The organism is Jiangella rhizosphaerae, assembly GCF_003579925.1.
GTDB classification, from domain to species: Bacteria; Actinomycetota; Actinomycetes; order Jiangellales; family Jiangellaceae; genus Jiangella; species Jiangella rhizosphaerae.
In genome coordinates, this window is the sequence record NZ_QUAL01000119.1 from 1 (window position 1) to 19,567 (window position 19,567).

20 protein-coding genes are annotated in these 19,567 nt (G+C 72.6%); 3 read left to right on the top strand and 17 right to left on the bottom strand.

Annotated features, from left to right (window positions below):
* Positions 1-94: 94 nt before the first annotated feature.
* The 14 genes from DY240_RS12230 to DY240_RS12295 all read right to left on the bottom strand — a co-directional run bounded on the left by DY240_RS12230 (position 95) and on the right by DY240_RS12295 (position 14,427).
* Complete coding sequence (locus tag DY240_RS12230; RefSeq protein WP_119660162.1) at positions 95-1,423, bottom strand: ABC transporter substrate-binding protein; 1,329 nt, start codon at positions 1,421-1,423, stop codon at positions 95-97.
* Between the two features lie 216 nt (positions 1,424-1,639).
* Positions 1,640-2,845 carry a bifunctional phosphopantothenoylcysteine decarboxylase/phosphopantothenate--cysteine ligase CoaBC gene (gene coaBC, locus DY240_RS12235; RefSeq protein WP_119660163.1) on the bottom strand — a complete coding sequence of 402 codons (1,206 nt, stop codon included), beginning with the start codon at positions 2,843-2,845 and terminating at the stop codon, positions 1,640-1,642.
* Between the two features lie 23 nt (positions 2,846-2,868).
* On the bottom strand, positions 2,869-3,204 hold the full coding sequence (gene rpoZ, locus DY240_RS12240) for a DNA-directed RNA polymerase subunit omega (RefSeq protein ID WP_267901670.1): 336 nt from the start codon (positions 3,202-3,204) through the stop codon (positions 2,869-2,871).
* 2 nt (positions 3,205-3,206) lie between these two features.
* Entirely contained in the window at positions 3,207-3,809 is a 603-nt protein-coding gene (gmk, locus tag DY240_RS12245; protein ID WP_119660165.1) for a guanylate kinase, read from the bottom strand.
* Positions 3,806-4,120 (bottom strand): integration host factor, actinobacterial type, encoded by a 315-nt coding sequence (gene mihF, locus DY240_RS12250; RefSeq protein WP_026875881.1) that lies wholly within the window; start codon positions 4,118-4,120, stop codon positions 3,806-3,808. Before mihF ends, gmk begins: the two co-directional genes overlap by 4 nt.
* Positions 4,121-4,305: 185 nt before the next feature.
* Positions 4,306-5,175: an orotidine-5'-phosphate decarboxylase gene (pyrF, locus tag DY240_RS12255; RefSeq protein ID WP_119660166.1), complete on the bottom strand. Its 870-nt coding sequence runs from the start codon at positions 5,173-5,175 to the stop codon at positions 4,306-4,308.
* A 29-nt stretch (positions 5,176-5,204) separates the two neighbouring features.
* On the bottom strand, positions 5,205-6,281 hold the full coding sequence (locus DY240_RS12260; protein ID WP_119660167.1) for a quinone-dependent dihydroorotate dehydrogenase: 1,077 nt from the start codon (positions 6,279-6,281) through the stop codon (positions 5,205-5,207).
* A 121-nt stretch (positions 6,282-6,402) separates the two neighbouring features.
* The gene (carB, locus tag DY240_RS12265) at positions 6,403-9,687 is read right to left on the bottom strand and encodes a carbamoyl-phosphate synthase large subunit (RefSeq protein ID WP_119660168.1); all 3,285 of its coding nucleotides are present in this window, start codon (positions 9,685-9,687) and stop codon (positions 6,403-6,405) included.
* Positions 9,687-10,832, bottom strand: coding sequence for a glutamine-hydrolyzing carbamoyl-phosphate synthase small subunit (gene carA, locus DY240_RS12270; RefSeq protein ID WP_119660169.1), 1,146 nt, complete (start codon positions 10,830-10,832; stop codon positions 9,687-9,689). Before carA ends, carB begins: the two co-directional genes overlap by 1 nt.
* Positions 10,829-12,142, bottom strand: a complete 1,314-nt coding sequence (locus DY240_RS12275) for a dihydroorotase (RefSeq protein WP_119660170.1) — start codon at positions 12,140-12,142, stop codon at positions 10,829-10,831. The genes carA and DY240_RS12275 overlap by 4 nt, the downstream gene beginning before the upstream one ends.
* Entirely contained in the window at positions 12,139-13,077 is a 939-nt protein-coding gene (locus tag DY240_RS12280; protein WP_119660171.1) for an aspartate carbamoyltransferase catalytic subunit, read from the bottom strand. Before DY240_RS12280 ends, DY240_RS12275 begins: the two co-directional genes overlap by 4 nt.
* Positions 13,074-13,649, bottom strand: coding sequence for a bifunctional pyr operon transcriptional regulator/uracil phosphoribosyltransferase PyrR (gene pyrR / locus DY240_RS12285; RefSeq protein WP_119660172.1), 576 nt, complete (start codon positions 13,647-13,649; stop codon positions 13,074-13,076). Before pyrR ends, DY240_RS12280 begins: the two co-directional genes overlap by 4 nt.
* A gap of 113 nt (positions 13,650-13,762) precedes the next feature.
* Positions 13,763-14,179, bottom strand: a complete 417-nt coding sequence (locus DY240_RS12290; RefSeq protein WP_119660173.1) for a type II toxin-antitoxin system VapC family toxin — start codon at positions 14,177-14,179, stop codon at positions 13,763-13,765.
* The gene (locus DY240_RS12295; RefSeq protein WP_119660174.1) at positions 14,176-14,427 is read right to left on the bottom strand and encodes a type II toxin-antitoxin system Phd/YefM family antitoxin; all 252 of its coding nucleotides are present in this window, start codon (positions 14,425-14,427) and stop codon (positions 14,176-14,178) included. The genes DY240_RS12290 and DY240_RS12295 overlap by 4 nt, the downstream gene beginning before the upstream one ends.
* A gap of 200 nt (positions 14,428-14,627) precedes the next feature.
* Here DY240_RS12295 and DY240_RS12300 point away from each other — a divergent pair, with 200 nt between their 5' ends.
* The gene (locus tag DY240_RS12300; RefSeq protein WP_119660175.1) at positions 14,628-15,164 is read left to right on the top strand and encodes a GNAT family N-acetyltransferase; all 537 of its coding nucleotides are present in this window, start codon (positions 14,628-14,630) and stop codon (positions 15,162-15,164) included.
* 4 nt (positions 15,165-15,168) lie between these two features.
* On the opposite strand, the gene DY240_RS12305 is transcribed toward DY240_RS12300, so the two are convergent.
* Together DY240_RS12305 and DY240_RS12310 are read right to left on the bottom strand one after the other, a co-directional pair.
* The gene (locus DY240_RS12305) at positions 15,169-15,594 is read right to left on the bottom strand and encodes a TIGR03618 family F420-dependent PPOX class oxidoreductase (RefSeq protein ID WP_119660179.1); all 426 of its coding nucleotides are present in this window, start codon (positions 15,592-15,594) and stop codon (positions 15,169-15,171) included.
* On the bottom strand, positions 15,572-15,964 hold the full coding sequence (locus tag DY240_RS12310; RefSeq protein ID WP_119660176.1) for a nuclear transport factor 2 family protein: 393 nt from the start codon (positions 15,962-15,964) through the stop codon (positions 15,572-15,574). The genes DY240_RS12305 and DY240_RS12310 overlap by 23 nt, the downstream gene beginning before the upstream one ends.
* A gap of 93 nt (positions 15,965-16,057) precedes the next feature.
* On the opposite strand from DY240_RS12310, the gene DY240_RS12315 reads away from it, so the two are divergent.
* Positions 16,058-17,005: an RNA polymerase subunit sigma-70 gene (locus tag DY240_RS12315; RefSeq protein WP_119660180.1), complete on the top strand. Its 948-nt coding sequence runs from the start codon at positions 16,058-16,060 to the stop codon at positions 17,003-17,005.
* A 147-nt stretch (positions 17,006-17,152) separates the two neighbouring features.
* On the opposite strand, the gene DY240_RS12320 is transcribed toward DY240_RS12315, so the two are convergent.
* Complete coding sequence (locus DY240_RS12320) at positions 17,153-18,868, bottom strand: PucR family transcriptional regulator (RefSeq protein ID WP_119660177.1); 1,716 nt, start codon at positions 18,866-18,868, stop codon at positions 17,153-17,155.
* Between the two features lie 76 nt (positions 18,869-18,944).
* Here DY240_RS12320 and DY240_RS12325 point away from each other — a divergent pair.
* Positions 18,945-19,567, top strand: a 623-nt coding sequence (locus DY240_RS12325; protein WP_119660178.1) for an oxamate carbamoyltransferase subunit AllH family protein, incomplete at its 3' end; no start/stop codon positions are given.

The following is a 19,567-nucleotide window of genomic DNA, read 5'->3' on the forward strand; positions in this document are numbered from 1 at the left end:
CGGCCCGCGTCGGTCCGCGGGCCGCCGGGCGTCGCCGGGACACCGGCCGGCGGGATGCCCCCCGCCGGCCGGGCCTCGCTCGTCCGAGCCTCGGTCAAGACGTCGCACCCATCTTCTGCTGCGCCTCCTCGAGCGCGGCGCGCACGTCGTCCTCGCTGACCGCGCCGCCCGACGCCGCCTGGGCGATCAGCGACACGACCGCCTCGCCGACGTTGGCCTGGAATGCCTGGATCTCGGGGACCAGCGGCAGCGGCTTGGCGTAGTCGGCGACGATGGTCGCCCAGGTCTCCAGCTGCTCCGGCTCGGCCTCGAACGTCGGCTGGAGCCCCTCGACGACCGGCAGCGACGTGTACGCCTCGTTCAGGATCTCCTGCTCCTCGTCGCTGGTCATGAACTCGACGAACTGCAGCGCGGCGTCGAGGTTGTCGGTGTTCTCGAAGATCGAGATGTTGGTGCCCGCCACGAAGCTGCCGATCTGGTCGCCGCCCTGGGGTGCCGGGATCGGGACGATGCCGTACTGGTCGGGCGTCATGCCGTTCTCGCGCAGCACGTTCATCGACGCCGTCTGCGCCATGTACATGGCCGCGTTGCCACGGGCGAACTCGCCGGCCGCCTGCGGGCCCTCGGTGAACTGCGCGACGCTCGGGTTGACCACGTGGTACTCGCTGAGCAGGTCGACGTAGCGCTTGACGCCGGCGACCATGCCGTCGGAGGTGAAGGTGGGCTTGCCGTCGTCGTCGAACGCCGAGCCGCCGTCCTGCTCGCTGAGGATGAACGCCATGTGCATGCTGACGTTGACGGTGCCGCCGGGGATGACGATGCCGTAGCGGCCGGCGTCGGGGTCGGTGAGCGCTTGGGCCGACGAGACCAGGTCCTCCCAGGTCGCCGGCGGCTCGAGGCCGGCGTCGGCGAACATCTGCTTGTTGTAGTAGAGCGCGTAGACCTGGCTGTACAGCGGGATCGACGTGGGCGGCTGGCCCTCGGCGCCGGCCGTGCCCAGCGCGGAGTCGACGAACCGGTCCTTGCCGCCGAGCTGCTCGAAGTCCTCGTCGGTGAACTCGTGGAAGGCGCCGGTCGACTGGAAGGTGACGGCGTTGGTGTTGCCGATGTTGATGACGTCCGGGCCCTGGCCGCTGACCGCGGCGGCCAGCGTGTTGTTGGTGAGATCGGACCATGGCACGACCTCGACGTCGACCTGGATCCCGGTCTGCTCCTCGAACTTCTCGATCTCGGGAGTCAGGATCTCCATGTCGTTGTCCAGGCTCGCGCCCTGGTTGCTCGCCCAGTACGTGAGGGTCCCGCCCCCACCGTCGCCGCCGGAGCCTTCGGCCTCGTCACCGCCGCCGCCACAGGCGGCCAAGGCAGTGACCAGCGTGGCGGCCAGCACCAGTGAGGCGCCCGGCGTCAGGATTCGCGTCTTCATTGAACGTCTCCCTGTGAGGTTCTCTACACGGCAGCCGCAGGAACGCGCCCCGTCGAATGTCGTCATTGAAGCCTTCGCCGAGGATGGTGTCAAGCTCACATCTTCTGTGAAGTTTACGCCGTCTCATGGGGCGATGCCGCCACAGCGGCCGAAACTGGATCCAGTTCGGGACGCGAATGAGTGAATCCGCACACAGCTGGCCCGGTGGGCCGAGGCTCAGAGGCGGTCGCGGACGAGGTCCCAGACGACGTGGGCGAGGGCGGACTTGGGGCCGGTGCCGACCGTGACGGAGCTGCCGTCGGCGCCCAGGACGACGGCGGCGTTGTCCTCGGACTCGAAGCCGCGGTCGGCGCCGACCTCGTTGACCACCAGCAGATCGCAGCCCTTCGCCGCGAGCTTGGCGCGGCCGTGGTCGAGGACGCTGCCGGTGGCGTCGCCGGTCTCGGCGGCGAACCCGACCACCACCTGCGCGGGGCTGGGCCGGTTCGCGGACAGATGCGCGAGGATGTCGGCGGTCCGCTCCAGCTCGATGACCGGCGACGACCCGTCGGCCGACTTCTTGATCTTGGTGTCGGTGTAGGTGACCGGCCGGAAGTCGGCGACGGCCGCGGCCATGACGACGGCGTCGGCGTCGGCCGCCGCGGCCACCATGGCGTCGAACAGCTGGGCCGCCGACCCGACCCGCACGAGGTCGACGCCGGCGGGGTCGGGCAGTGACACGTTGGCCGCCACCAGGGTGACGCGGGCGCCGCGAGCGGCCGCGGCGCGGGCCAGCGCGTAGCCCTGCCGGCCGGACGAGCGGTTGCCCAGGAACCGGACCGGGTCGAGGTGCTCGCGGGTGCCGCCGGCGGACACGACGACGTGCCGGCCGGTGAGGTCGGGCCCGGCGCCGCCACGGCTCAGCACGTCGGTGACATAGGCATGGATGTCGGCGGGCTCGGGCAGCCGGCCCTTGCCGGTGTCGGCGCCGGTGAGCCGGCCGACCGCGGGCTCGACGACGAGCGCGCCGCGCTTGCGCAGCGTCTCGACGTTGGCGACGGTGGCCGGGTGCTCCCACATCTCGGTGTGCATGGCCGGTACGTAGACGACGGGGCCGCGCGTGGTGAGCAGCGTCGACGTCAGGAGGTCGTCGGCCAGGCCGGCGGCCGCGCGGGCCATGAGGTCCGCCGTCGCCGGCGCGACGAGGACGAGGTCGGCCTGCCGGCCGATGCGGACGTGCGGCACCTCGTGGACCTCGTCGAAGACCTCGGTGTGCACGGGACGGCCCGACAACGCGGCCCAGGTCGGCTCTCCGACGAAGCGGAGGGCCGACCTGGTGGGTACGACGGTGACGCTGTGGCCGGACTCGGTGAGCCGGCGCAGCACCTCGGCGATCTTGTAGGCGGCGATGCCACCCCCGACGCCGAGGACGATGTCAGCCATCAGCCATCAGCCGAGTTCGGCCGTCAGCTCTGCTGCTCGGCGGCGGGCTCCTCCGCCTTGGCGGCCGGCGCGACCGGGTCCTCGGCGTCGATGTCGTTCGGGTCGATGTGCTCGGCCGTCAGCAGACCCGCGTCGATCTCGCGCAGCGCGATGGACAGCGGCTTCTCCTGCACGTGGGTCTCGACGAGCGGACCGACGTACTCCAGCAGGCCCTCGCCCAGCTGGGAGTAGTAGGCGTTGATCTGCCGAGCCCGCTTGGCCGCGTAGATGACCAGGCCGTACTTGGAGTCGGTCTTGGCCAGCAGGTCGTCGATCGGTGGATAGGTGATGCCCTCGGCAACGCCTTGGGTACCGGACACGCTCATGCCTCCGGGCTTGTCAAGTGGGGTGTACGCATCAAGGCTACCAACTCTTCGCAAACCGTCTCGACGTCGGTGTTCACCAGCGTGACGTCGAACTCGGCCTCGGCGGCCAGCTCCTCGCGGGCGGTGGCCAGCCGGCGCTCGCGCTCGGCCTCCGTCTCGGTGCCGCGGCCGATGAGCCGGCGGACCAGCTCGTCCCAGCTCGGCGGCGCGAGGAACACGAACAACGCGTCGGGGATGGTCTGCCGTACCTGGCGGGCACCCTGCAGGTCGATCTCGAGCAGCACCGAGTGGCCGTGGGCGAGCGCGCGCTCGACCGGGCCCCGTGGCGTGCCGTACTTCGCCCGCTTGTGGACGACGGCCCACTCGAGGAACTCACCGTGCTCGATCATCTTGTCGAACGTGGCGTCGTCCACGAAGTGGTAGTGCTCACCGTCGATCTCGCGCGGGCGCGGCGGCCGGGTGGTCGTGGACACGGAGATCCACAACTCCGGGTGGGCCGCACGCAACTGCTTGACGACGGTCGTCTTTCCGACCGCCGTCGGCCCCGACAGGACGATGACCCGCGGGGCCGACCGCGGATGGGACGTGTGCAGGCTCAACCGCCGAAACGCTCGATCAGCGCCGCGGACTGGTTGGCACCGAGGCCACGCACGCGGCGGGTCTCTGCGATGCCGATCTCCTCCATGATCTGCTTGGCGCGGACCTTTCCGACACCGGGCATCGACTCGAGGAGGGCGGAAACCTTCATCTTGCCGATGACCTCATTCTTCTCGCCTTCCTTGAGCACGTCGCCGAGACGGGCCCCTGCGTTCTTCAGGCGGTTCTTGACCTCCGCACGCTCCCGGCGAGCTTCGGCAGCCTTCTCGAGAGCGGCCGCGCGCTGTTCGGGAGTCAGGTTAGGGAGCGCCACGAGCGGGTCACCTCTGTTGTGTCGTTGTGTGGATGTGGGTCCGACCACCGCTTCCGGCGGCCTTGTTTCAGGAACCTAGCGAGTGAACCACCAGGTCAGCAACGCAATCCACCGTACCTGTCCGGACGAATCCACGGTACGACGTCCCCCGCGTGTCGCGCCGGAAGTCCCCGGATTCGCGCCGGTCAGGCACCGGCTGACGCACGAAACAGCAGGTCACGGACGTCCTCGATGGTCTTGGCCGCGGCCGCACGCAGCGCCCGGGGGTCGGGTCCGGCGGACAGGACCTCCCGCGACGCCGACGGGACGACCTGCGGCAAAGCCGCCCCGAACACCGTCGCCAGGTCAGCGACGGTCGCACCCTGGGCGCCGATGCCGGGCGCCAGCAGCGGCCCGCCGACGGCGAGATCCTCACCGGAGCCGCCGGTCGTGGCGCCGACGACCACCCCGACGCTGCCCAGCGCGTCGCCCGCGGCCAGGGCGGCGGCGTTGGCGGCACGGACGTGGTCCAGCACGGTCCCCGCGACGGTCCGGCCGTCGGCCCCGCGGGCGTGCTGGACCTCCGGACCCTCCGGGTTGGAGGTCAGCGCCAGGACGAACACGCCGTTGCCGTGCGCCGCCGCGGTGTCGAGCACGGGGCGCAGCGACTCGAAGCCCAGGTACGGCGAGACGGTGACGGCGTCGGCGCACAGCGGCGACGCCGGGTCGCAGTACGCGTCGGCGTAGGCCTGCATGGTCGAGCCGATGTCGCCGCGCTTGACGTCCAGCAGCACCAGCGCGCCGGCGCCCTTCGCGTCGGCGAGCACCCGCTCCAGCACCGCGACGCCGCGCGACCCGTGCCGCTCGAAGAAGGCCGACTGGGGCTTGAGGAGCGCGACGGTCTCGCCGAGCGCCTCGACCGCCGTGCGGGCGAACCGCTCGAGGCCGGCGACGTCGTCGGAGAGTCCCCAGGCTTCGAGCAGGCCCGGGTGCGGGTCGATGCCGGCGCAGAACGGGCCGCGCGCCCGCATCGCCGCGTCCAGCCTCCGCCCGAACGCCTCCGGTGCGCCCGTCATCGCCCGACCCCCTCGTTGATCGTGGGCGGTCATCGGGTGTCCTCCTCGATCAGGCGGGCCAGGTCACGCTGCACGCGGGCCGGCCAGAACGGGCCGCCGTAGATGAACGCGGTGTACGCCTGGACCAGCGTCGCGCCGGCCCGCAGGCGCTCGTACGCGTCCTCGGCGGTGGTGATGCCACCGGCGGCGACCAGCGTGAGCCGCTCCCCCACGGCGCCGCGCAGCAGCCGCAGCACCTCCAGCGACCGTCCCGCGAGCGGTGCGCCCGACAGCCCGCCGGCGCCGGCCCGCTCGACCGCGAGCGGCGTGGAGCGCAGCCCGTCGCGGCCGATGGTGGTGTTGGTGGCGATGATGCCGTCCAGCTCCAGCTCGAGCGCCAGTTTCGCGACCGCCAGGACGTCGTCGTCGCCGAGGTCGGGAGCGATCTTCACCAGCAACGGCACCCGGCGGGTCGTGACGGCGTCGGCCTGCGCCCGGACGGCGGCGAGCAGCGGCCGCAGCTTCTCGACGGCCTGCAGGTCGCGCAGGCCCGGCGTGTTGGGCGAGCTGACGTTGACCACCAGGTAGTCGGCGTACGGGGCGAGCAGGCGGGTGCTGGCCTCGTAGTCGGCGATCGCCTCGGCCTCGGGCACCGCCTTGGACTTGCCGATGTTGACGCCGACGACGACCGGCAGCGCACGCCGGCGGCGTCGGCGCCGCGCCAGCCGGGCGGCCACCACGGCGGCGCCGTCGTTGTTGAAGCCCATGCGGTTGACGACGGCGCGGTCGGCGGTCAGGCGGTGCAGCCGGGGCCGCGGGTTGCCCGGCTGCGGCCGCCCCGTGACCGTCCCGACCTCGACGAAGGCGAACCCGAGCGCAGCGAGCGCGTCGATGCCGACGGCGTTCTTGTCGAACCCGGCGGCCAGCCCCAGCCGGCCGGGGAAGTGCAGGCCGAACGCCTCGACGGCTCCGGCCGACGTGGCGGGCGGGCCGAGCCGGCGCCGTCCGTACTCCGCCAGGCCCGGCACCCGGGCGGCCAGCCGCATCGCGGCGAACGCCCCCTTGTGCGCCGTCTCGGCGTCGAGCTTCGACAGCACCCGCCGGAACAGCAGGTCGTACGCCGTCATCGACCCGCCTCTTCCGTTGATCTTGGAGAAATGCCGCCAACATGGTCCGAATTGCCCGATAGATACCCGAAGAACTCCAAGATCAACTTCGGTGAGTGGGGTGGGAGGGGTCGGCGGGGCATCAGCGCTGCGCCCAGGACTGCAGCGACCGGACGCCGACCGACTCCGCCCGCAGCGACTCGATGCCCTGCACGGCCGCGGCCAGCCCCTGCGTGGTGGTGATGCAGGGGATGTTGCCCTGGATGGCGGCGCGGCGGATCTCGTAGCCGTCGGCGCGCGGGCTGCCGCCGGTGGTCGTCCCGCTGGGGGTGTTGATGATGAGGTCGACGTCGCCGGCGAGGATGCGGCCGATGATCGTGGGGGTGCCGTCGGGTTCGTGGCCGACCCAGCGCTTGCGCACGACCTCGGCGGTGACGCCGTTGCGGCGCAGCACCTCGGCCGTCCCGGCGGTGGCCAGGATGGTGAAGCCGAGGTCGGCCAGCCGCTTGACCGGGAAGATCATGTGCCGCTTGTCGCGGTTGGCCAGCGACACGAACACCGTGCCCGACGTCGGCAGCGCGCCGAACGCGGCGGACTGGGACTTGGCGAACGCGGTGCCGAACTGCTCGTCGATGCCCATGACCTCGCCTGTGGAGCGCATCTCCGGGCCGAGCAGGGTGTCGACGGTGCGCCCGTCGGGGGTGCGGAAGCGGTTGAACGGCATGACCGCCTCCTTCACCGCGACCGGCGCGTCCGCGGGGAGGTCGACGGCGTCGCCGTCGGCGGGCAGCAGCCCCTCGTCGCGCAGGGTCGCGATGGTCGCGCCGAGCATGACCCGGGCGGCGGCCTTGGCCAGCGGCACCCCGGTGGCCTTGGACACGAACGGCACCGTCCGCGACGCGCGCGGGTTGGCCTCCAGCACGTAGAGGACGTCGCCGGCCAGCGCGTACTGCACGTTGAGCAGGCCGCGCACCCCGACGCCGCGGGCGATGGCCTCGGTGGAGGCCTTGATGCGGGTCAGCTCGTCACGGCCCAGCGTGATGGGCGGCAGCGCGCACGCGGAGTCGCCGGAGTGGATGCCGGCCTCCTCGATGTGCTCCATGACGCCGCCGAGGTAGAGCTCGTCGCCGTCGAACAGCGCGTCGACGTCGATCTCGACGGCGTCGTCGAGGAACCGGTCGACCAGCACCGGGTGCTCGGGGCTGGCCTCGGTGGCCCGGCCGATGTAGTCGGCCAGCGTGGCGTCGTCGTAGACGATCTCCATGCCGCGTCCGCCGAGCACGTAGGACGGGCGCACCAGCACCGGGTAGCCGATGGTGTGGGCGATGTCGCGGGCCTCCTCGAACGAGCGCGCCGTGCCGTGCTTGGGCGCGGGCAGCCCGGCCTCGCCGAGCACCCGGCCGAACGAGCCGCGGTCCTCGGCCAGGTCGATTGCGGCCGGGGACGTGCCCACGATCGGGACCCCGGCCTCGGCCAGCGCGGCCGCCAGTCCGAGCGGCGTCTGCCCGCCCAGCTGCACGATGACCCCGGCGACCGGGCCGGCCTGCCGCTCGGCGTGCACGACCTCGAGCACGTCCTCCAGCGTCAGCGGCTCGAAGTAGAGCCGGTCGGAGGTGTCGTAGTCGGTCGAGACGGTCTCGGGGTTGCAGTTGACCATGACGGTCTCGTAGCCGGCCTCGTGCAACGCCATGGCCGCGTGCACGCACGAGTAGTCGAACTCGATGCCCTGGCCGATGCGGTTCGGGCCGCTGCCCAGGATGATCACGGCCTCCCGCTCGCGCGGCCCGACCTCGGTCTCCTCGTCGTAGGAGGAGTAGTGGTATGGCGTCTTCGCGGCGAACTCCGCCGCACACGTGTCGACGGTCTTGAACACCGGCCGGATGCCCAGTGCGTGCCGCACACCCCGCACGACCTCGGCGGACGTGCCGCGCAGCGCCGCGAGCTGGACATCGGAGAACCCGTGCCGCTTCGCCTCACGCAGCAGGTCGGGCGTGAGCTCCGGCGCCGCTCGCACCTCGTCGGCGACCTCGGTGAGCAGCTGCAGCTGGTCGAGGAACCACGGGTCGATGCGGGTGGCGGCGTAGAGCTCGTCCACGCTCGCGCCGGCCCGCAGCGCCGCCACGACGTCGCGCAGCCGCCCGTCGTAGGGACGGCTCACCTTCGCGACCAGCTCGTCCTTGGCGCCGGGGTCGGAGGCGAAGTCCAGCGCCCCGTCGGACTTCTCCAGCGACCGCATCGCCTTCTGCAGCGCCTCGGTGAAGTTGCGGCCGATGGCCATCGCCTCGCCGACGCTCTTCATGTGCGTGGTCAGCGTGGAGTCGGCGGCCGGGAACTTCTCGAACGCGAACCGCGGCGCCTTGACCACGACATAGTCCAGCGTCGGCTCGAACGAGGCCGGGGTCTCGCCGGTGATGTCGTTCGGGATCTCGTCCAGCGTGTAGCCCAGCGCCACCTTCGCGGCGATCTTCGCGATCGGGAACCCGGTCGCCTTGGACGCCAGCGCCGACGAGCGGGACACCCGCGGGTTCATCTCGATGACGATGAGCCGGCCGTCGTCGGGGTTCACCGCGAACTGGATGTTGCAACCGCCGGTGTCGACACCCACCGCCCGGATGATCGCGATCGCCTGGTCGCGCATGACCTGGTACTCGCGGTCGGTGAGGGTCAGCGCCGGGGCGACGGTGACGGAGTCGCCGGTGTGCACGCCCATCGGGTCGACGTTCTCGATGGAGCAGACGATCACCACGTTGTCCGCGCCGTCGCGCATGACCTCCAGCTCGTACTCCTTCCAGCCGAGGATCGACTCCTCCAGGAGCACCTCGGTGGTCGGCGACGCGTCCAGGCCGGCCCCGGCGATGCGGCGCAGATCCTCCTCGTCGAAGGCCATGCCCGAGCCCGCGCCGCCCATGGTGAACGACGGCCGGACGACGACCGGGTAGCCGAGCTTCTCGACCGCGTTCAGGCAGTCGTCCATCGAGTGGCAGATCTCCGAGCGAGCGGTCTCGCCGCCGACCTCCTCGACGATCTTCTTGAACGACTCGCGGTTCTCGCCCCGCTCGATGGCGTCGATCGACGCCCCGATCAGCTCGACCCCGAACCGCTCCAGCACCCCCCGCTCGTGCAGCGCGACCGCCGTGTTCAGCGCCGTCTGCCCGCCCAGCGTCGCCAGCAGCGCGTCGGGCCGCTCCAGCGCGATGACCTTCTCGACGAACTCCGGCGTGATCGGCTCGACATACGTCGCGTCGGCGATGTCCGGGTCGGTCATGATCGTCGCCGGGTTGCTGTTCACCAGGATGACCCGCAGGCCCTCGGCCCGCAGCACCCGGCAGGCCTGCGTCCCGGAATAGTCGAACTCGCACGCCTGGCCGATCACGATCGGGCCCGACCCGATGACCAGGACGCTGTCGATGTCGGTGCGCCTGGGCATCAGGCCTCCTTCGCGGCGGTCTGGGCCGCCGACATGACGTCGGTGAAGCGGTCGAACAGGTAGGCGGCGTCGTGCGGGCCGGCCGCGGCCTCCGGGTGGTACTGGACGGAGAAGCCCTTGAGCCGGCCCTGCTGGTCGCGCAGGGCGAGGCCCTCGACGACGTCGTCGTTGAGGCAGACGTGGCTGACCTCGGCCGCGCCGTACGGCGTCTCGGTGACGCCGTCGCGCGGCGCGTCGACCGCGAAGCCGTGGTTGTGCGCCGTCACCTCGACCTTGCCGGTGGTGCGGTCCTGGACCGGCTGGTTGATGCCGCGGTGGCCGTAGCCGAGCTTGTAGGTGCCGAAGCCCAGCGCGCGGCCGAACACCTGGTTGCCGAAGCAGATGCCGAAGAACGGCAGGTCACGCTCCAGCGCGCCCTGGACGACGCGCATGGGGCCGTCGGCCGTCGCGGGGTCGCCCGGGCCGTTGGACAGGAACAGCCCGTCGGGCTCGCGGGCGAGCACGTCGTCGATGGTCGCCGTGGCGGGCAGGACGTGCACCTCGATGCCGCGCTCGGCCATGCGCCGCGGCGTCATCGTCTTGATGCCGAGGTCGAGGGCGACGACGGTGAACCGGCGCTCGCCGTCGGCCGGGACGACGTACGGCTCCTTGGTGCTGACCTCGGCGGCGAGGTCGGCGCCCAGCATCTCGGGGCTGTCCAGCACCCGCTGCCGCAGCGCGTCGGCGTCGGTCTCGACGGTGGAGATACCGACCCTCATCGCACCGCGTTCGCGCAGGTGGCGGGTGAGCGCCCGGGTGTCGATGCCGCTGATGCCGACGACGCCCTGGGCGGCCAGCTCCTCGTCGAGGCTGCGCCGGCTGCGCCAGTTGGACGGGCGGCGCGCGGGGTCGCGGACGACGTAGCCGGCGACCCAGATGCGGCCGGACTCGGGGTCGTCGTCGTTCACGCCGGTGTTGCCGATGTGCGGCGCCGTCTGGACGACGACCTGGCGGTGGTAGGACGGGTCGGTCAGCGTCTCCTGGTAGCCGGTCATGCCGGTCGAGAAGACGGCCTCGCCGAACGTCTCGCCGTGCGCGCCGTACGAGCGGCCGCGGAACGTCCGGCCGTCCTCGAGCACGAGCAGCGCCGGTGCGTTCGTCGTCATGCGTTCCCTCCTGCGGTTCCCCCGGTGATGTCGTGCGTGAGCCGGCCGCGCAGGAACGTCGCGACGACGGTGCCCGGCAGCTTCATCCCCTCGTAGGGCGTGTTCCGCGACAGCGACGCCGATGCCGACGGGTCGACCGTGGTGGTGGTGCTCGGGTCGACGAGGGTGAGGTTGGCCGGCTCGCCGGCGGCGATGGGCCGGCCGTGCGGCTGGTCGCCGGTGTCGCAGCGGCCGATGCGGGCCGGCGCGAACGCCATGCGGTCGGCGACGCCGGCCCAGTCCAGTAGCCCGGTGTCGACCATGGTGTGCTGGACGACCGACAGCGCCGTCTCGAGCCCGAGCATGCCGAACGCGGCGACGTCCCACTCGCAGTCCTTCGCCTCGACCGGATGCGGCGCGTGGTCGGTGGCGACGATGTCGATGGTGCCGTCGGCCAGCGCCTCGCGCAGAGCGGCGACGTCGGCGGCGGAGCGCAGCGGCGGGTTGACCTTGTAGCGCGGGTCGTAGCCGGCCACCAGCTCGTCCGTCAGGAGCAGGTGGTGCGGCGTGACCTCGGCCGTCACCGGCAGCCCGCGCTCCTTGGCCAGCCGGACGATCTCGACCGAGCCCTTGGTCGACAGGTGGCAGATGTGCACCCGCGAGCCGACGTGGGCGGCCAGCAGCACGTCGCGGGCGACGATGGCCTCCTCGGCGACGCTCGGCCAGCCGCGCAGCCCGAGGCGGCCGGACAGCTCGCCCTCGTTCATCTGCGCGCCCTCGGTGAGCCGCGGCTCCTGGGCGTGCTGGGCGATGACGCCGTCGAAGGCCTTGACGTACTCCAGCGCGCGGCGCATCAGCATCGCGTCGTGCACGCAGACGCCGTCGTCGGAGAAGACCCGCACGCCGGCGGCGGACTCGGCCATGGCGCCGAGCTCGGCCAGCCGCTCGCCCTTCAGCCCGACGGTGACGGCGCCGACCGGGCGGACGTCGGCGTGCCCGGCCTCGCGGCCCAGCCGCCAGACCTGCTCGACGACGCCGGCGGTGTCGGCGACGGGGTCGGTGTTGGCCATCGCGTGGACGGCGGTGAACCCGCCGCGGGCCGCGGCGAGCGTGCCGGTCTCGACGGTCTCGGCGTCCTCGCGCCCGGGTTCACGCAGGTGCGTGTGGAGGTCGACCAGGCCGGGCAGCGCGATGAGCCCGGTGGCGTCGATGGTCCGGGCGCCGTCCTTGCGCAACCCGGCACCCAGGCCCACGATGACGCCGTCGTCGACGAGGATGTCCTGCGGGTCGCCGCCGAGGACGCGCGCGTTGGTGATCAGGGTGGCGTTCACGCCGTCTCCTCGGTGTTCGTGCCGGCCAGCATCAGGTACAGGACCGCCATGCGGACGTAGACGCCGTTGGTGACCTGCTCGACGATGACCGAGCGGGCGCTGTCGGCGACCTCGGCGGTGATCTCCATGCCCCGGTTCATCGGGCCGGGGTGCAGCACGAGCGCCTCGGGGGGCATCAGCGCCTGGCGGCGGGCGTCGAGGCCGTAGCGGCGGCTGTACTCGCGGGCGGACGGGAAGAACGCGGCGTTCATGCGCTCGCGCTGGACGCGGAGCATCATGACGGCGTCGGCGCCGGCCAGCGCGTCGTCGAGGTCGTAGCTCGTGGCGCACGGCCAGCCGTCGACACCGTTCGGGAGCAGCGTCGGCGGCGCGACCAGCGTGACCTTCGCCCCGAGCGTCGCCAGCAGCAGGACGTTGCTGCGGGCGACCCGGCTGTGCAGCACGTCGCCGACGATGACGACCTGCTTGCCGGCCAGCTCTCCCAGGTGGCGCCGCATGGTGAACGCGTCGAGCAGCGCCTGGGTCGGGTGCTCGTGGGTGCCGTCGCCGGCGTTGACCACGCAGGCGTTGATCCAGCCCGACGTCGCCAGCCGGTACGGCGCGCCGCTGGCGGAGTGGCGCACGACGACGCCGTCGGCGCCCATGGCCTCGAGCGTCAGCGCGGTGTCCTTGAGGCTCTCGCCCTTGGACAGGCTGGAGCCCTTGGCCGAGAAGTTCACGACGTCGGCGGACAGCCGCTTGGCCGCCAGTTCGAACGACGTGCGGGTGCGGGTGGAGTCCTCGAAGAAGAGGTTGACCACGGTGCGTCCGCGCAGCGTCGGCAGCTTCTTCACCGCGCGGCCCTCGGTGAGCCGGGCCATCTCCTCGGCGGTGTCGAGCACCAGCGTGGCGTCGTCGAGGGAGAGGTCGCCGGCGGACAGGAGGTGACGGATCACGGCAGCACCTCCGTGGCCTGCGGGGCGGGCTTGTCGAGGAGGACGCCGTCGTGGCCGTCGGTCTCGGCGAGCCGGACCTTCACGCTCTCGGCCAGCGACGTCGGGATGTTCTTGCCGACGTGGTCGGCGCGGATCGGCAGCTGCCGGTGCCCGCGGTCGACGAGGACCACCAGCCGGACGGCGCGCGGCCGCCCGATGTCCTCCAGGGCCGTCAGTGCGGCCCGGATGGTCCGCCCCGAGAACAGGACGTCGTCGACCAGCACCACGATGCGGTCGTCGACCCCGCCGGGCGGGATGTCGGTGTGTTCGAGGGCGCGCGCGGGCCGCAGCCGCAGGTCGTCGCGGTACATGGTGACGTCGAGCGCCCCGACGGGGACCTCGGTGCCCTCGACCGCGGAGATGCGTTCGGCCAGCCGGTACGCGAGCGGGACGCCGCGTTTGGGGATGCCGAGGAGGACGAGGTGGGCGGCGCCCTTGTTGCGCTCGACCACCTCGTGGGCGATGCGCGTCAGGGCCCGGGCGACATCGTCGCCGTCGAGCACCTCGCGCGCGCCGGACAGGTCGCGAGACATGCTTCGCAGGACCTCCTTCCCCGCCTCACGGGACGGGACTTAAAGGACGTCGGACGTGTTCGAGCGTATCAGCGGCCTCGGGCCGGTTCGCGCGGGGCGCGCTGTCGGCCCCGTCACACCGCCGGATCGGTCGCCGGGTCGACCGGTGCGACGACGCGCAGCCCAGCGGCCCGGGCGGCCTCGGCCTGGCGGTGGTCGTAGGCGACCAGCTCCTCGGCCTCGGCGCGGATGGCGACCGCGACGTGCAACGCGTCGAGACTGCGCAGCGCCCGCCCGGGCAGGAGCCCCGCCTCGATGTACGTCGCTCGGTCGGGTTCGTAGAGGTCGAAGCGGTCGAGCACCTCGGTGACGCGCTCCTGTCCGATCCCGGTGCGGGTCGCGAGACGGCGCAGCTCGGTCTCCAGCAGCATGCTCGACACCAGCGCCAGGCCGGCTTCCTGCTGCGCGTCCAGGTAGTCCGCCAGCGCCGCCGACTCGGCATCCTCGATCAGCAGCTTCGCCGCCGCGGACGTCTCGACGTAGACCGTCATCGCTCCCCGCGCAGGTCGTCGAGGATCGGCTGCACCGGAGTGTCCAGCCGGACGCGCTCGAGCTCGGCGAAACCGCCACGCACCCTGGCCCGGCGCACCCGCAGGCTCGAGCGGCGACTGGTCGGCGGCACCAGGACCGCGACGATCTCGCCGTGGTTGCTGATCGCGATGCTCTCCCCCGCCTGCACGTCACGGAGGACTGCGCTGCTGTTGTTGCGCAGCTCGCGATGCGGGATGGTCCGCGCCATCGGACCCACCTCCTCGGACTGTAGCAAACGTAGCACGTGCCCTCCTTCCGCCGCTGACTCTCACCTCCTATGGGTACTTTTCGTCGGCCGTTTGTGACCGGCCAACGCCATTTTCATGGCGCAGCACGCCGGTCCCCTTCGGTGTTCTCGCCTGGAAATTGCGGTGCGGCCGCACCGCCCCCGCGCCTACCGTGACCGCCATGGAGCTGCGCCCGGAACGATCCGCCGACCACGACGCCGTCCACGAGGTGCACCGGCAGGCGTTCGGCGCCGACGGCGAGCATGTGGCCGCCCTCACCGACGACCTGCGCGGCCTGCTCTCCCCCACCAGCGGCCTGTCCCTGGTCGCCGTCGAGGACGGCGACGTCGTCGGGCACGTGCTGTTCACCCGCGGCATCCTCGACGCGCCGGAGCGGCTGGTCGACGTGCTGGTGCTGAGCCCCGTCGGGGTGCTGCCCACCCACCAGAAGCAGGGCGTCGGCAGCGCCCTCGTCACCCGCGGCCTCGAGCTCGCCGACGAGCAGGGCGCGCCGGCGGTGTTCCTCGAGGGCGCGCCGGGCTACTACCCGCGGTTCGGGTTCGAGCCCGGCGAGCCGCTCGGGTTCCGCAAGCCGTCCTTACGCATCCCCGACGCCGCGTTCCAGGTCCGCGCGCTCGGCGCGTACGAGCCGTGGATGACCGGCACCCTCGTCTACTCGGAGATCTTCTGGCGCCACGACGCCGTCGGCCTGCGGTGACCGACTACCGGCGGTGGTGGTCGACGTCGGTGTTCTCGAGGCGGCCCCAGCCGTGCCAGCGGTCGACCTCGATCCAGGCGCTGACCCGGCGGCGGTCGCGCCGGCGGTAGGGCCCGCCGGTGTAGTGCCGCGCCAGCCGGTCGATGTCGGCCAGGTCCGCGTCGTCGTGCAGGTCGACGACGCGGCCCTGGACGCTGACGTGGGTGTACCAGCTCTCCTCGTCGAGCACGGTGAGGCTGACCCGAGGGTCGGCCCGCAGGTGCTCGAGCCGCTTGCGGCCCTCGTCGAGGTTGACCAGCACCCGGCCGTCCTCCCACAGGTACCAGGTCGCGACGCTCACCGGCCCGGCCGGTCCGATGGTCGCCATCACGGCCGGGTTCGGCCGGGCGAGGAACGCGCTGACGTCGTCAGGAAGCGGAGCCTTCGGCATCATCCGATCCAACCATGGCCGCCCGGGCGGCCATGAACGGCGCGCGGTCGAAGACGAACCAGCTGCGGACGATGCGGCCGCCGGCGACGCGGACGCACTCCGCGCCGGGCGCGCGGGCGACGAGCTGCGTCACCGAGTCGTACATGACGAGCGCCATCTCGTCGTCGCCGAACGCGGCGATCAGCGAGGCGCTGACCAGCTGTGACACGTACGGCTCGAGGAAGGCGCGGTAGGCGTTGACGCCCTCCAGGAGTCCGGGCGGGGCCTCGCAGAGGACGTCGTCGGCGATGTAGCGCAGTGCGGCGTCCAGGTCACCGCCGGCCCATGCGTGGTGGTAGGCGAGCGCGACGTCCAGAGCGGCACCAGTCATGATCGTTCCCTTCTTCGATGGGTCCTTCACGACGTACAGACACCGGCGCCGCGGGGAACGGAACGGTCGTGCGACGATGCGACCGTGACGACGGTGAGCTCGGCGCTGCTGACCCGTGCGCGGGCCGGCGACCACGACGCGTTCGCCGAGCTCGTCGACCCATTCCGCCGTGAGCTGCACCTGCACTGCTACCGGCTGCTCGGCCGGCTCGCCGACGCCGAGGACGCCGTGCAGGAGACGCTGCTGGCGGCGTGGCGCGGGCTGCCGGAGTTCGAGGGACGGGCGTCGGTGCGCGGCTGGCTGTATCGCATCGCGACGCACCGCTGCCTCAACGCGATCCGCGACGCCGGGCGCCGTCCGCCGCTCGCCCCGATGCCGCCGTTCGAGGCGCCGGAGCCGACGCGCCACCACGAGGTCCCCTGGGTCCAGCCCTACCCGGACACGCTGCTCCCGGAGCCGGCCTACCTGCGGCGCGAGCAGGTCGAGCTGGCCTTCGTCGAGGCACTGCAGCAGCTGCCGCCGCGGCAGACCGCCGCGCTCGTGCTGTGCGACGTGCTCGGCTTCCCACTCGCCGAGGCCGCGGAGCTGCTGGACACGACGCCGACGGCGGTGAAGGGGACGCTGCAGCGCGCCCGTTCGACGCTTCGCACCCGGGCGACGCAGCCGCCGCCGGCGGACTCCCCCGCCGAACGCGACCTCACCGAGCGGTTCGCCGCCGCCTTCGTCGCCGACGACGTCGACGCCGTGATCGCCCTTCTGACCGACGACGCCTGGCTGGCCATGCCGCCGGCGCCGCACCAGTACGTCGGGACGGCCGCGATCGCCGGGTTCCTGCGGGCCAGCGCCGGCTGGCGGGCCGGCCGCCGGTACACGCGGCTGCCGGCCCGGGCGAACGGTCAGCCCGCGTTCGCCCTCTACCTCGACGCGGCGCCCGCCGGCCTCGTCGTCCTCACCCTCGACGGCGACCACGTCGCCGGCGTCACCCGCTTCATGGACGACACTCTCTACCCCTGGTTCGGCCTGCCGGCATCGCACCGCTGACCGGCCCCGACCCCGCGCCGCCCCCGAGTTGATCTTGGAGTTGTTCGGCCATTGTGGGGCGAACTGTCCCATAGATACCCGAACAACTCCAAGATCAACTTCCGAGGCGGCCGCGCTTCGGCCCGGCCCGGCCGACGACGACGAGCGTCAGCTGAGCCCGCGCATCTGCAGCACCTTGAGCGCCAGCGCGAGGTCCAGCCGCAGCTCGGGGTCGGTGGTGAACGGGCCGAGCATGCGTTCCAGCTTCCCGATGCGGTACCGCAGCGTGTTGTAGTGGAAGTGCAGCTGCCGCGCTGCCTCGGCGACATTCAGATTCGTGTCGAGCAGGACCTTCAGCGTGTGCCGCAGGTCCTCCATCTCGGGGTCGTCCTCGGCGGCGAGGCCGTGCAGGGTCTCGCGGACGAAGCCGCGCAGTTCCTCGCGGTCCTCGATCTGGCTGAGCAGCCGGAACGAGCCCAGGCTGTCGAAATGTGCCAGCGACCCGCGGCCGTTCATCTGCCGCCCGACGTCGACGGCGCGGCGGGCCTGCTCGTACCCGACGGGGAGCCGCGAGGGGTCGTCGACGACGCGGCTGACGCCGGTGGAGAACGAGCGCCGGCCGCCGCCACCGTCACCGGTCACCTGTCTCACGGCGTCGCGCACCACCGCCTCCGGGTCGGGGCGCGGTCCCACCGGGAGCAGCGCGACCACCTCCTGGGCGAACCCGACGACGGCGGCGCGCGGGTCGCGCCGCTGCACGACCGACTGCCACGCCACGGTGAACCGCTCCTGCACCGGCCGCAGCTGCAGCCCCGACGACGCGGCGGGCCCGTTCTCGGGGTCCAGCTCGGCCACGACGACGACGAGGTCGCGCCCGACGTCCCAGCCGAGGGACTCGCAGTGCGCCACGATGCGCTCGCGGTCGCCGGCCCGGCCGGACAGCACGTCGCGGAGGAAGTCGCCGCGGTACTTGCTCTCGACGGCGGTGACGGCGAGCTGCTTGTTCACCGCCAGCGCGGCCACCGTCGCGGCCCGTTCCAGCACGTTGACGTCGGCATCGTCCAACGCCCGGTGCCGGGCGAACGCCACGATGCGCCCGTGGTCGACACGGCCGGCGACGATCGACACGACGGCGTGCCAGCCGGGCACGTCGACGTGGGAGTGGACGCCACCGGGCTCGTACTCGGTGCGGAACCGGCCGGACGTGTCGAAGCACGGCGTGTGCCGCCACGACGCGAGGTCGTCGACGTTGCCGCCCTCGGCCAGCACCCGCCCGTCGGCCGTCGTCACCATGACCGGCACCCCGAGCACGGCCGACGTCTTCGTGACCAGCTCGGTCAGCCCGCCGCCTTCGAGCACCACCGACAGCAGCGCGTGGTGCACCTCCCACGACCGCTCCAGCGCCGCCGCCTGCTTGTTCAGCACGCCGGTGAGTACCTGGTTGAGGATGTCGTCGAACCCGACGGCGTCGGGCAGCAGCAACAGCGGCAGGCCGAGCCGGTCGGCCTCGTGGACCATCTCCTCCGGCAGCGCGTCGAGGTAGCGGTGCAGCTTGACGGCGAGGGCGGCCAGGCCGCGCGCGTCCAGCTCGGCGACGAGGCCGGGCAGCCCCTGCGGGGTGTTGCGCAGCGGATACCCGGTGGTGAGCAGCAGCTCGTGCGGCTTCACCCACGGGAGGATGTCCGGAACCTCCATGATGTTGGCGCGCTGGACGACGCGGTCCAGGCCGTCCTCCCCCGCCAGCAGGCGCGCGCCCGCCAGCGCGGGGATCTCCATCGCCTTGCGCACCGTCAGCCCCGCCACGGCGTGCGACGGCCACCTGCCGCCGGCCGATGCTGGCAACTCCGGCGAACCCGGGGCCGGATCGTTGGCAAGTTTGCCCATGCGACGACGGTAGCGGTCCCCGCTACGTTCGTGGCAGTCCCAGTTCAGGTGATCTTGGGCGGAACGGAGGTCGCGAGTGCCGGCACCGACGGTCCCGACCGGGGTCCGGGCCATCCGGCCGTGGCCGGGTGACGCGTCACGGCAGGTCCTGCCGGGCGCCGCGAGCACCGCCGTCGCCGGCCTCGTGGGGGGTCCACGGCTCACCGGGGAGGTCGTGGCCGCCACCCGCACCCTGACCGCCGTCCTGGTCGACCACGGCGCCGGGCCGGTGCTGCTGTGCCTCACCGGCCCGGCGGCCGTGCGACTGCCGTGCGCCGTGGTCACGCCGTGGCCGGTGTCCGGCCTGCGGCCGGGCCAGCCGGCTCTGGTGGGCGAGGGCGAGCTGCGCATCGGCGACGACTCCGACGGCGCCGTCGTCACCGTCGGGCGATGGTGGCGCACGCGACCGGCCGTCATCGGCGACGTGGCGCTGGCCCGCCGGCGCACCGCCGGGCAGGACGACCGGCCCGGCCTGGACGGCATGGTCGTCGCGGCCGCCGGACGGCTCGGCCTGGCGCTGCTCTGTGGCGACGACGACGAGGTCTCCGACGCCGTCGGCGGGCTGCTGGGCCTCGGCCCCGGGCTGACCCCGGCCGGCGACGACGTCCTGGCCGGCGCGCTGGTGGTCGCCGCCGCGGCCGGACCACGCGCCGCGGCCCG

Coding starts and splice junctions, on each gene's coding strand:
- carA (WP_119660169.1), bottom strand. CDS start 10,832: ATGACGACGAACGCACCGGCGCTGCTCGTGCTCGAGGACGGCCGGACG.
- DY240_RS12300 (WP_119660175.1), top strand. CDS start 14,628: ATGGAGCTGCGCCCGGAACGATCCGCCGACCACGACGCCGTCCACGAG.
- DY240_RS12290 (WP_119660173.1), bottom strand. CDS start 14,179: ATGACGGTCTACGTCGAGACGTCCGCGGCGGCGAAGCTGCTGATCGAG.
- carB (WP_119660168.1), bottom strand. CDS start 9,687: ATGCCCAGGCGCACCGACATCGACAGCGTCCTGGTCATCGGGTCGGGC.
- DY240_RS12295 (WP_119660174.1), bottom strand. CDS start 14,427: ATGGCGCGGACCATCCCGCATCGCGAGCTGCGCAACAACAGCAGCGCA.
- coaBC (WP_119660163.1), bottom strand. CDS start 2,845: ATGGCTGACATCGTCCTCGGCGTCGGGGGTGGCATCGCCGCCTACAAG.
- DY240_RS12310 (WP_119660176.1), bottom strand. CDS start 15,964: ATGACTGGTGCCGCTCTGGACGTCGCGCTCGCCTACCACCACGCATGG.
- DY240_RS12260 (WP_119660167.1), bottom strand. CDS start 6,281: ATGACGGCGTACGACCTGCTGTTCCGGCGGGTGCTGTCGAAGCTCGAC.
- pyrR (WP_119660172.1), bottom strand. CDS start 13,649: ATGTCTCGCGACCTGTCCGGCGCGCGCGAGGTGCTCGACGGCGACGAT.
- DY240_RS12305 (WP_119660179.1), bottom strand. CDS start 15,594: ATGCCGAAGGCTCCGCTTCCTGACGACGTCAGCGCGTTCCTCGCCCGG.
- DY240_RS12230 (WP_119660162.1), bottom strand. CDS start 1,423: ATGAAGACGCGAATCCTGACGCCGGGCGCCTCACTGGTGCTGGCCGCC.
- pyrF (WP_119660166.1), bottom strand. CDS start 5,175: ATGACGGGCGCACCGGAGGCGTTCGGGCGGAGGCTGGACGCGGCGATG.
- DY240_RS12320 (WP_119660177.1), bottom strand. CDS start 18,868: ATGGGCAAACTTGCCAACGATCCGGCCCCGGGTTCGCCGGAGTTGCCA.